Annotated in this window: 11 protein-coding genes; 4 read left to right on the plus strand and 7 right to left on the minus strand. The window is 74.3% G+C overall.

All coding sequences use genetic code 11. The features are described 5' to 3' along the window. Positions 1-15: 15 nt before the first annotated feature. The 4 genes from GT045_RS20655 to GT045_RS20670 form a co-directional block, all read right to left on the minus strand. Positions 16-1,851, minus strand: a complete 1,836-nt coding sequence (locus tag GT045_RS20655) for a HAMP domain-containing sensor histidine kinase (RefSeq protein WP_161335059.1) — start codon at positions 1,849-1,851, stop codon at positions 16-18. A 47-nt stretch (positions 1,852-1,898) separates the two neighbouring features. Beyond that, entirely contained in the window at positions 1,899-2,606 is a 708-nt protein-coding gene (locus tag GT045_RS20660; protein WP_161287056.1) for a response regulator transcription factor, read from the minus strand. 20 nt (positions 2,607-2,626) lie between these two features. Further along, positions 2,627-3,379, minus strand: a complete 753-nt coding sequence (locus GT045_RS20665) for a L,D-transpeptidase family protein (RefSeq protein ID WP_161335060.1) — start codon at positions 3,377-3,379, stop codon at positions 2,627-2,629. Between the two features lie 93 nt (positions 3,380-3,472). After that, positions 3,473-4,882 carry a M1 family metallopeptidase gene (locus GT045_RS20670; RefSeq protein WP_161335061.1) on the minus strand — a complete coding sequence of 470 codons (1,410 nt, stop codon included), beginning with the start codon at positions 4,880-4,882 and terminating at the stop codon, positions 3,473-3,475. Positions 4,883-5,047: 165 nt separating this feature from the next. Here GT045_RS20670 and GT045_RS20675 point away from each other — a divergent pair, with 165 nt between their 5' ends. Further along, complete coding sequence (locus tag GT045_RS20675) at positions 5,048-5,398, plus strand: DUF488 family protein (RefSeq protein WP_345942700.1); 351 nt, start codon at positions 5,048-5,050, stop codon at positions 5,396-5,398. A 2-nt stretch (positions 5,399-5,400) separates the two neighbouring features. Here GT045_RS20675 and GT045_RS20680 read toward each other — a convergent pair whose 3' ends face one another. After that, positions 5,401-7,074 carry an FAD-binding dehydrogenase gene (locus tag GT045_RS20680; protein WP_161290017.1) on the minus strand — a complete coding sequence of 558 codons (1,674 nt, stop codon included), beginning with the start codon at positions 7,072-7,074 and terminating at the stop codon, positions 5,401-5,403. A 49-nt stretch (positions 7,075-7,123) separates the two neighbouring features. Next, complete coding sequence (locus tag GT045_RS20685) at positions 7,124-7,744, minus strand: TetR/AcrR family transcriptional regulator (protein WP_161335062.1); 621 nt, start codon at positions 7,742-7,744, stop codon at positions 7,124-7,126. A gap of 274 nt (positions 7,745-8,018) precedes the next feature. Here GT045_RS20685 and GT045_RS20690 point away from each other — a divergent pair, with 274 nt between their 5' ends. From GT045_RS20690 to GT045_RS20700, 3 genes are all read left to right on the plus strand, one after another. Then, on the plus strand, positions 8,019-8,648 hold the full coding sequence (locus GT045_RS20690; RefSeq protein WP_161290011.1) for an alpha-ketoglutarate-dependent dioxygenase AlkB: 630 nt from the start codon (positions 8,019-8,021) through the stop codon (positions 8,646-8,648). Positions 8,649-8,972: 324 nt separating this feature from the next. Further along, complete coding sequence (locus tag GT045_RS20695) at positions 8,973-9,719, plus strand: MBL fold metallo-hydrolase (protein ID WP_161335063.1); 747 nt, start codon at positions 8,973-8,975, stop codon at positions 9,717-9,719. 27 nt (positions 9,720-9,746) lie between these two features. Beyond that, a complete protein-coding gene (locus GT045_RS20700; protein WP_161335064.1) occupies positions 9,747-10,982 on the plus strand; it encodes a DUF4032 domain-containing protein in 1,236 nt (411 codons plus the stop codon). A gap of 20 nt (positions 10,983-11,002) precedes the next feature. Here the strand turns inward: GT045_RS20700 and GT045_RS20705 are convergent. Beyond that, positions 11,003-11,434 (minus strand): universal stress protein (locus GT045_RS20705; RefSeq protein WP_161335065.1); only part of this gene is annotated, 432 nt, incomplete at its 5' end.

Below are 11,434 nucleotides of genomic sequence, written 5' to 3' on the forward strand. Positions count from 1 at the left end.
CCGGTCCCCGCGCGCTCAGGGCTCGTCCGCGGGCGGCGGCACCGCCGGCAGCCGCAGGCTGAACATCGCGCCCTCCCCCGGCTCGCTCGCGGCCGTGGCGGTGCCGCCGTGGGCGGCGACCAGATGCCGGACGATCGGCAGGCCCAGGCCACTGCCGCCGGTGCGCCGGCTGCGGGACTTCTCCGCACGCCAGAACCGCTCGAAGACACGCGGCAGATCGTCGGGCGCGATGCCCGGGCCGGTGTCGGCGACGGTGAGGACGACGTCGTCACCGTCCGGGTGCGCGGCGAGCGTGACGGTGCCGTGGGCAGGGGTGTGCCGCAGCGCGTTGGAGACCAGGTTGCCGAGGGCCTGCCGCATCCGGACCGGGTCCGCGTCCAGCCAGGCGGCGCCGCCCGTCTCGGTGCGCAGGGTGACCCCGGCGGCGTCGGCGGCGACACGGTGGGCGGCGGCGACCTGGTCGAGCAGTTCGCCGGCCCGCAGCGGCTCCCGGTGCAGACGGAGTGTGCCGGCGTCGGCGGCGGCGAGGTCCTGGAGGTCGTCGATGATCCGCTGCAGGACGAGTGCCTCCTCGTGCAGCGAGTCCAGCAGGGGCGGGTCGGGGTCGACGACACCGTCCCGGACGACCTCCAGCCAGCCCCGGATGTTGGTGAGGGGACTGCGCAGTTCGTGCGCGATGTCGCTGACCATGGCCTTGCGCTGCGCCTCCAGACGCTCGCGCCGCTCGGTCAGGCCGTTGAACGCCTCGGCGAGGATGCCGGTCTCGTCCCGGGTGGTCACCGGGACGCGTACGTGCAGCTCGGGCGGCTGCTGTGCGGCCAGGGTGAGCGCGCGCAGGGGCCGTACCAGCCGGACGGCGACGACGGCGGTCACCACCACGGTCACGGCGAGGACCAGGCCGACCACGCCGACGACCCTGGCCTTGTTGTCGGGTGACATGTCGAACCGGGCCGGGTTCCGGTCCCCGATGCCGAGGAACAGCTCGGCCACCGGCGCGACGTAGGGCTCAAGTTGGACGCGGCGGGCGTTCCGCAGGCAGCGCTGGACCGCCCGGCCGGTGTAGCCGGTGCCCGGCTCGGCGTACTTCAGGAGCAGCTGGTGGCCGGTGAACGGATCCTTGGCGCCCGGGTCGAAGGTGAGGAACATCCGCCCGCCGGGGCCGAGGCCGGCCCGGCTCAGGCAGGGCTGGGCGAGTTCCCCGAGCGTGTCCAGGGCCCGTCGTTCCGTCGGCGTGGGGGTGGGGAGCTGCCCGTCCTCGCAGGACTCGGCGCCGTAGCGGGCCGGGTCGGTGCCGTCCGGCGTGGTGAGGAGCGGCCGTCCGCTCGCACTGCGTACGAGGGTGGACCGCAGGCCGTGGCGCTCGTCGCACCGCTGCCTCTTGACCGCCAGCGCGTCCAGCCGGGCGCGTTCCTCGTCCGGTAGCCGGTAAGGGCCCACCGCCCGTGGGTCGATGCCGCTGAGCTGGGCGCCGCTCTCGGTGTAGGTGTCGGTGCGCAGCGGGTCGACGGTGGCGGCGGGCCGGGGCGGCAGCGGGGTACCGCGGGGGGCGGAGTCGGCGACGACGGTGCGGTCGGCGGTGGTGAGGGCGATCCGGCGGCCGGTGCGGGCGGCGAGGTCGCGGACGGTGCCGCCGACACCCGACCAGCCGGCGTGGGCGGCGGCGTAGCCGCTGAGTTCGGCGAGGATGCGGTTGTCGGCGGCCAGGTCCTGGCCCTGTTCCTCCTTGAGGGCTCGGGTGGTGGTGGTCACCGCGAGCCACGCGGTGGCCGCCACCGAGCAGACGGCGATCAGCGCGGAGACGGACACCAGCCGCACGAGCAGCCGTTTGCGCAGCGGTATGCGGCGCTTCACGGGCGCCGGCCGGCCGGTCCGTGGGCCGGCCCGGGGCTCGCGGCGCCTCACGGCCGGGAACCGCTGAGTTTGTAGCCGACGCCGAAAACGGTCAGCAGCCGCACGGGCCGCCGCGGGTCGGCCTCGATCTTGCGGCGCAGGTTCATGATGTGCACGTCGACGGCCCGTTCGGTGGAGGCCCGGTCGAAACCGCTGGTGCAGTGCAGCAGCTGCCGCCGGCTGAAGACCCGCTCCGGTTCGCTCGCCATGGCCAGCAGCAGCTGGAACTCGGCGGGCGTGCACTCCACGGGCACGCCGTCGCGGCGCACCTCGTGCCGCACCGGGTCGACGCTGATCCCGGCGGCGCGTACGACGGGGTCGTCGTCCCGGGCGCCGGCGCCCCGGCCGCTGCGCCGCAGGACCGTGCGGATCCGGGCCATGAGCTCCCGTGGGCTGTACGGCTTGGTCAGGTAGTCGTCGGCGCCGAGTTCCAGGCCGAGCAGCACGTCGTCCTCGGCGGAGCGGGCGGTGAGCATCACCACGGGGACGTCGGGCTGTTCCGCCCGGCTCCGCAGCGCCCGGCACACGCCGAAGCCGTCGACGACGGGGAGCATGAGGTCGAGGACGACGAGGTCGGGACCGAGCCGGCGGGCCGCGTCCAGCGCCGCCGCGCCGTCGTGCACCACCGTCGCGGTGTGCCCGTCGGCCAGCAGCGACCGGCGGATCAGTTCGGCCTGCTTCTCGTCGTCCTCGGCGACCAGCACATGTGCGCACACGGGTCCGGATCCTAGGCCCCTCAGCGGGCCAGCCAGTCGGCGTATCCCATGACGACGACCGGGTGCCGGGCGGGGTCCAGGGTGCGCAGGAGATCCTTCATATGGGTTCTGGCGACGCTGACGCAGCCGTGGGTGGGGCCGCCGTGGTCGACGTGCAGCCACACTCCCCCGCCGCGCTCCTGGCCGAGCGGACGGGACCAGTCCAGGGGCGAGGTGCCGGGCCGGCGGTTGTAGTCGATGGCGACGACGTAGTCGAAGGAGCCCTCCAGCGGTTCGCCCTCGAAGCCGGTGCCGGGCGAGTGGAAGCCGCCGGAGCGGTGGTACGGGAGCCTGCTGCCGGGATCGGCGAGCAGTCCGCCCGCGTCGGAGAGGGTGTAGACGCCGAGCGGGGAGCGCAGGTCGCCGCTGCGGTGGTGGTCGCTCCATCCGTGCAGCGCGTTGTGGGCCGGCCAGGCGGCACCTCCCTGCCAGCCGTGGGCGGTGCGCTCGTACAGGACGACCGTGCAGAGCGGGGAGTTCCTGCCGCGGCCGGTGACCACGACGACCTGCCCGCAGCGCCCGGGTATCGCCGCCAGCCGCCGGGGACCGAGCCCGGGTATGCCTCGCGGTGCCGGCTTCGGGGCCGGACTCGCGGTGGCTGCCGGGGCCGTGGACGTCCCGGGCGCCGGTGACCGGGTGGCCGTGCGGCGCTCGGTCGCCTCGGCTCCGCCGCCGCAGCCGGTGAGCAGCAGCGGGGAGGCGAGGAGGGCGACGGCGGTTCTGCGCTGGATCATGGGTCGACCTTGGCCGACACTTGTTTGGAAATGGTCAGGGATCATGCCGTTCGGGATGGGTCGACTCTCGGATGGTGCTCAAGGGGCCTGGTTTCAGGCGCTGTCCGGCTTTCCCGACGTGTACAGCCAGGTGTGGAACAGCCCTTTCAGCTGCTTCCCCGACTTCTCCTCGGCAAGCCTGACGAACTGTGCCGTCGTACCGTGGCCGCCGCGGTGGGTGGTCGCCCAGGCGCGCAGGACGCGGAAGAAGTCGCGGTCGCCGACGGCCCGGCGCAGTTCGTGCAGGGCCATCGCACCCCGTGCGTAGACGGGTGTGCCGAAGATCCGTGCCCCGCTGCCGGGGTCACCGGGCGGATAGGCCCACAGGCTGTCGCCCGCGGGCCGGGCGTAGAGGGTGTCGAAGGTGTGCTGGGCGCTGTCGCCGCCGTGCTGTTCGGTGTACAGCCACTCGGCGTAGGTGGCGAAGCCCTCGTTGAGCCAGATGTCCTTCCAGGAGGTGAGCGAGACGGAGTCGCCGAACCACTGGTGGGCGCTCTCGTGGACGAGGGTGTCCAGGCCGGGCGCGGAGTCGTAGAGCGGCCGGGACTGGGTCTCCAGGGCGTAGCCGACGTCCGGGGCGTGGTCGACGATCGCGCCGGCGGCCCGGAACGGGTACGGCCCGAACAGTGCGCTCTCCCACTTCAGCACGGAGGGCAGCCGCTTGAGGACCGGGGCGGCGGCGTGCGCCTCGCGGGGGTCCACGGCGTTGTACACCTGGATGCCGTCCGGGGTGGTGTACCGCTCGGTCCGGAAGGTGCCGATGGTGGCGGTGGCCAGGTAGGCGGCCATGGGCCGGGTCTCGCGCCAGCGGAAGGTGGTCCGGCCGTGGGCGGTGCGCTGCCCGAGCAGGACGCCGTTGGCGACGGCGGTGCGGCCCTGCGGCACGGTGATCGTGAAGTCGTAGGCCGCCTTGTCCTTGGGGTGGTTGTCGGCGGGGAACCAGGTCATCGCGCCCTGGGGCTCGCCCGCGACGAACGCGCCGTCGTCGGTGGGGATCCAGCCGTCCGGCGAGCCGTCGGGGTCGGTGACCGGCTTCGGCGTGCCGTGGTAGGCGACCTCGACCCGGAAACGCTGCCCCGCGCGCGGGGCCCGGCGCGGGGTGACGACGAGCTCCTGCCCCTGGCGCCGGAACGCCGCCGCCCGGTGGTCGACGGTGACGGCGGTGACCGTCAGACCCGACAGGTCGAGGTCGAACCGGGTGAGCCGCTGGGTGGCGCGGGCGGTGAGCACCGCCGTGGCGTCCAGGCGGCGGGAGGCGGTGTCGTAGCGGAGCGTCAGGCCGTAGTGGCGGACGTGGTAGCCGCCGTTGCCGCTGAGCGGGAAGTACGGGTCGCCCGCGCCCGGCCCGCCGGTGCCGCCGGGCGCCGCGGGCCCGGCGGCACCGAGGAGCGCGGCCACGGCGACGGGGACGGTGGCGAGGGTGGCGGTACGGCGTCGGGCGGGGTGCCTGCGGGATGGCGTCACGTGCGCTCCTCGGGGTGGCCGTTGATCGACTGGCCGTCAGCGTAGGCGGGGCGGCACCCGGCTTTCCCCCTTGTTCCGGTCAAGTCCCGCCGCGTCGCCGCCCGGTGGGCGGGGCGCCGCGCAGTACGCTCGCGGCACCGTCCCCGACCCGGAAGGGCCCCGACCGTGAGCGTGCGCGTGCGCCGGATCTACGAACCGCCCGAGCCCGACGACGGCCTGCGGGTGCTGGTCGACCGGCTGTGGCCGCGCGGCCTGGCCAAGGACGCGGCGCGGATCGACGCGTGGCCCAAGGAGCTGACCCCGTCCGCCGAGCTGCGCACGTGGTACCACGCGGGCGAGGGCTCGTTCGAGGAGTTCCGCCGCCGGTACGAGGCGGAACTCGACGCGCCGCAGGCCGCGGAACTGCTCGACGGCCTGCGGGAGTCGGCACGGGCGGGGCGGGTGACGCTGCTGACGGCCTCGAAGAAGCCGGACCAGAACCACGCGACCGTGCTGGCGGAGCTGCTGGGCAGCTGAGTTCAGGCGGTCTGCCGCGCCGCCGCACGGCCCGCGGCCCGGCCCGAGAAGAGGCAGCCGCCGAGGAAGGTGCCTTCGAGGGCGTTGTAGCCGTGCACACCGCCGCCGCCGAACCCGGCGACCTCGCCCGCCGCGTACAGCCCCTCGATCGGGGTGCCGTCGGTGCCGAGGGCGCGGGAGTCCAGGTCGGTCTGGATGCCGCCCAGGGTCTTGCGGGTCAGCACGTGCAGCCGGACGGCGATGAGGGGGCCGGCGGCCGGGTCGAGGATGCGGTGCGGGGCGGCGACCCGGCCGAGCCGGTCGCCGATGTAGCGGCGGGCGTTGCGGATGCCCTGGACCTGGGAGTCCTTGCTGTAGGGGTTGGCCAGCTGCAGGTCGCGGGCCTCTATCTGCCGGCGTATCGCGGCCGCGTCCAGCAGGGCCTTGCCGGTCAGGCTGTTCATCCTCTCGACCAGCTGCTCCAGGCTGCCCGCGGTGACGAAGTCCGCGCCCTTGTCGAGGAACGCCTGCACGGGCGCCGGAGCGCCCTTGCCGAGCAGCCGGTCGCGCAGCACGGCCTTGCGGTCCTTGGCGGTGATGTCGGGGTTCTGCTCGGAACCGGAGAGCGCGAACTCCTTCTCGACGATCTTCCGGGTGAGGACGAACCACGAGTGGTCGTACTGCGCGATGTCGGGGGTGGTGCGCAGGTACTTGAGGGTGCCGAGGGTGTCGTAGCCGGGCAGGCACGGGTCGGGCAGCCGGCGGCCGAGGGCGTCCAGCCAGACGGACGACGGTCCGGGCAGGATGCGGATGCCGTGGCCGGGCCAGACGGGGTCCCAGTTCTGCAGGCCCTCGGTGTAGTGCCACATGCGGTCGCGGTTGACGAGCCGCACGCCGGCGTCGGCGCTGATGTCGAGCATGCGGCCGTCGACGTAGGCCGGCACGCCGGTGACCATCTCGGCGGGCGGCGTGCCGAGCCGCTCGGGCCAGTGACGGCGGACGATGTCGTGGTCGGCGCCGATGCCTCCGGTGGTCACGACGACGGCCTGGGCGGTCAGCTCGAAGTCGCCGGCGCGGTCCCGGCTGGAGGCGACACCGCGCGGGGAGTCGTCGGGGGCGAGGACGGTGCCGCGCACACCGCGTGCGGTGCCGCCCTCGATGACCAGTTCGTCCACCTGGTGGCGGTGGTGGAAGGTCAGCAGTCCGTCCCGGGCGGCCTGCCGGGCGTACCGCACGAAGGGCTCGACCACGCCGGTGCCGGTGCCCCAGGCGATGTGGAAGCGGGGCACGGAGTTGCCGTGTCCGTCCGCCCGCAGGTCGCCACGTTCGGCCCAGCCGACGGTGGGCAGCAGCTCGATCCCGTGGCCCTGGAGCCAGGACCGCTTCTCCCCGGCCGCGAACTCGACGTAGGCGCGGGCCCAGCGCATGGCCCAGGAGTCCTGGTCCGCGGGGCGGTCGAACCGGGCGCTGCCCTGCCAGTCGTTCCAGGCGAGGCCGAAGGAGTCCTTGATGCCGAGGCGGCGCTGCTCGGGGGTGTCGACGAGGAAGAGCCCGCCGAAGGACCAGAACGCCTGCCCGCCGAGGTTGGCTGCGTTCTCCTGGTCGACCAGGGCCACCCGGCGGCCCCGGCTGGTGAGTTCGTGTGCCGCGACCAGGCCGGCGAGGCCCGCTCCGACGACGATGACGTCCGCGTCCATGGCGTCCTTGTCCTTCCTGTCCGGTGCTCGTGACTGGCCCGTCGCGGGGCTAGGCGGGGATGCGGCTGCCATCGGTCAGCAGCGCGGTGAGCAGCTGTTTGAGCCAGGCCCGGGCGGTCTCGACGTCCCGGTCCAGCAGCAGTTGGGTGGTGACCCCGTCGTACGCGGCGACCACGGCGTGCGCGGCGCCGTCCGCGCCGCCGAGGACTGCGGGCAGGGCCGTGTGCCCGCGGGCCCGGAAGAGCCGGTCGGCGACGGCCGCCCGCAGCCGTGCGCGGTGGTCGAGCAGGGCACGTGCGACGGCGGGGTCGCGGGCGGCGTGCACCAGGAAGTCGGTCTTCACCAGCAGCCAGTCCACGTCGAGCAGCAGTACCTCGGTGACCCGGTCCACGGCGGCGGGCACGTCCAGGTCGGGGCCGTCCTGGGCGAGCGCGTCGGTCACCTGGGCCGCGATGAGGTCGGCGCGCTCCTGGTAGAGGGCGAAGAACAGCTCGTCCAGGGTGGCGAAGTTCGAGTAGAAGGCGCCCCGGCTGAATCCGGCCGCCTCGCAGACCTCCTCGATGGAGACACGCCCGAAGCCCTTGGCCGCGAACACGGCGAACGCGGCGTCGAGCAGCCGGGCCCGGGTGCGGACCCGGCGCCGGGTGACGCGCCTGGGTGTCTCTTCCATCGGCTCCGCTCCCTGCATCGGATACGCGAATGTATCGGATACACCGGTGTATCGAAAGACCTCCGCGGAAGGAGTTCGAACCGGGTGGGGACTCGGACCGGCGTGCGAAGGGGACACACCGGGGGCCCACGGACCTCCGGCCGGCACGCGACGGGAACGCGCCGAGGCCCACAGGACCGCCGGCCGGCACGCGACGGGAACGCGCCGAAGCCCAGGGAGCCTCCGGCCGACGTGCGAATGGAACGTATTTTCGATTCAGGAGTACGCTGGCCCCATGTCCACGCACCTCCAGGGCTCCCTGTTCGACCAGACCGACGAGCTGCGGCTCGGCCCGTTGCGCGGGCTGCACCGGACCGAGCTGGGCGCGGGCGCCTGGATCGACGTCCTCCCCGGCTGGCTGAGCGGCGCCGACGCGCTGTTCGAACGGCTGGCGGCGGACGTGCCGTGGCGCGCCGAGCGCCGCAAGATGTACGACAACGTGGTCGCCGTACCCCGGCTGCTCTCCTTCTACGGGGCGCGCGACCCCCTCCCGCACCCGGTGCTGGACGAGGCGCGCGCCGCCCTGTCCCGGCACTACGCCGAGGAACTGGGCGAGCCGTTCACCACGGCGGGGCTGTGCTTCTACCGGGACGGCCGGGACAGCGTGGCCTGGCACGGGGACCGCATCGGCCGGGGCGCCCGCGAGGACACCATGGTCGCGATCCTCTCCGTCGGCGCACCCCGCGACCTGCTGCTGCGCCCGGCCGGCGGGGGCGGCGGCACGGTGCGCCGCCCCCTCGGACACGGCGACCTCATCGTGATGGGCGGCTCCTGCCAGCGCACCTGGGAGCACTGCGTCCCGAAGACCGGCCGGGCCGCCGGCCCGCGCATCAGCATCCAGTTCCGGCCGCACGGCGTGCACTGACACCGCGCGGCGGCCGCGGACACGTCGCCGGTAACGGCCCGGCGTGCACTCACACCGTGGGGCGGCCGCGAACACGTCACCGGTACCGACCCGGCGCGCACTCACACCGCGCGGCGGCCGCGAACACGTCACCGGTACCGACCCGGCGCGCACTCACACCGTGCGGCGGGCGCGGACACGTCGCCGGTGCCGGCCAGGACTCGCGTGACGCGAACTCGCCGGCGCCGCGGCCGGCCGCACAGGCGCCGGACCCCCCTGGTGCGGGACGGCGTCCGGTCTGATTGGCTGTCCCCGACGATTCGCCGCTCAGGGCTCGGAGAGACCATGCCAGTCGACGTGACCCAAGTCGCCGACGACACCTACCTGGTGCACGGGCACGACACCAACTGGGTGATCCTCAAGGACGGCGACGCCGTCACTCTGGTGGACACCGGGTACCCCGGGGACCGGCCGGGGCTGCTGGAGTCCCTCGCCGCTGTGGGCAGTTCACCGGACGCGGTCGCCGCCGTCCTGATCACCCACGCGCACAACGACCACCTGGGCTCGGCCGAGTACCTGCGCACCGCCCACGGCACCCCCGTCTATCTGCATCCCGCCGAAGTCCCGCACGCCCGCCGTGAGTTCCTCCAGCAGGCCCGCGTCTCGGACGTGGTCCGCAACGCCTGGCGGCCCGGCGTCCTGTCCTGGGCGCTGCACGTGAAGCGCGTGGACGGTCTGACGAGCCACCCCGTCACGGCGCCGGAGCCGTTCCCGGCCGGGGGGCCGCTCGACCTGCCCGGCCGGCCGGTCCCCGTGCACACCCCCGGTCACACGGACGGCCACTGCGTCTACCACCTGCCCGGCGCCGGGATCGTGATCTCCGGGGACGCCCTGGTCACCGGGCACGCCGTCTCCCGGGCCGAGGGCCCGCAGATGCTGCGCGACTTCTTCCACCACGACCGCGCGCGGGCGCTGGACTCGCTGGAGCTGATCGGGGCGCTCGACGGCGACACGCTGCTGCCCGGCCACGGGCCCGTCCACCACGGCCCGGTACGGGCCGCCGCGGACCTGGCCCGGGAGCGTGCCTCCTAGCCCGGGCCCGGCCCTAGGGTTCACGACATGGCCTTGCAGATCAACGCCACCAATCCGGAGCACCCCGCGCTCCTGCTCGCCCTGCCGTGGGACACACCGCTTGAGGAGTGGCCCGAGGAGTACCTCGTGCCGCTCCCCCGCGGCATCTCCCGGCACGTCGTGCGCTACGCGCGCGCCGGTGACGAGGTGATCGCCGTCAAGGAACTCGCCGAACGGCCCGCCGTGCGCGAGTACGGGCTGCTGCGCGACCTGGACCGGCTCGGTATCCCCGCCGTCGACCCCCTCGCCGTGGTCACGGGCCGCACCGGCCGGTCGGGCGGCCCGCTGGAGCCGGTGCTGGTCACCCGGCACCTGCGCGGCTCGATGCCGTACCGGTCGATGTTCGAGACGACCATGCGCCCGGCGACCATGCACCGGCTGATGGACGCCCTCGCCGTGCTGCTGGTCCGCCTGCACCTGGCGGGCTTCGCCTGGGGCGACTGCTCGCTGTCCAACACCCTGTTCCGGCGGGACGCGGGCGCCTACGCCGCCTATCTGGTGGACGCCGAGACGGGCGAGCTGCACCCGCGGCTCAGCCCCGGGCAGCGGGAGTACGACCTGGACCTGGCCCGCGTGAACATCAGCGGCGAGCTGCTGGACCTGGAGGCGTCCGGCGCGCTGCACCCGGCCGTCGACCCGGTCGGGTTCGGCCATGAGATCTGCACCCGCTACCAGGGGCTGTGGCAGGAGCTGACCCGCACCTCGGTGTACCCGGCGGGCGAGTACCACTACATCGAGCGCCGGATCCGCCGGCTGAACGACCTCGGTTTCGACGTGGCCGAGATGCAGATCGAGCACTCGCCGGGCGGCGACACGGTCACCTTCGTGCCGAAGGTCGTCGACGCCGGCCACCACCAGCGCCAGCTGCTCCGGCTGACCGGTCTGGACACCGAGGAGAACCAGGCGCGGCGGCTGCTGAACGACCTGGAGAGCTGGATGGCCACCCAGGACGACCACGCCCCCGGCGATCCCCTCGCCGCGCGCCCCGAGGTGCTGGCCCACCGGTGGGTCAGGGACGTGTTCCGGCCCACCGTGCGGGCGGTGCCGCCGGACCTGCGGGGGTCCGTGGACCCGGCCGAGATCTACCACCAGCTGCTCGAACACCGCTGGTACCTGTCGGAGCAGGCGCAGCACGACATCGGCCTGGACACCGCCGTCGCCGACTACGTCAGGAACGTGCTGCCCCGGGCCCGGGAGACCCTGGAGCCGCCGGCACCCGCGTGAGGCGGCCGGCGGCGGGCGGTTCAGTCGTGCGGGACCACCGCCACCGGGCAGCCGGCGTGGTGCAGCACCCCGTGCGCGACCGAGCCGATCCGGGCGCCGACGGCGGTGCGGTGCGCCCGGCGCCCGACCACCATCAGCTGGGCCCGGCCGGACATGGACAGCAGCACCTGGCCCGCGCTGCCCATCTCCACGTGCTCGGCGACGCGCACCTCGGGGAACCGTTCGCGCCAGGGTTCCAGCGCCTCGGCCAGCGCCTGCTTCTCGTAGGGTTCGAGGCCGCCCGCGTCGTCCAGCAGCCTGAGCGAACCGGGGCTGTAGGCGAAGACCGGCGGCAGGGTCCACGCCCGGACGGCCCGGACGGCCGCGCCGCGGGCCGCGGCCGTCTCGAAGGCGAACCGCAGCGCGGCGGCGCTGTCCTCGGGGCCGCCGTGCTGGCCGACCACGACGTCCCG

Source organism: Streptomyces sp. SID486 (genome assembly GCF_009865385.1).
In the GTDB taxonomy this organism is placed as follows: domain Bacteria; phylum Actinomycetota; class Actinomycetes; order Streptomycetales; family Streptomycetaceae; genus Streptomyces.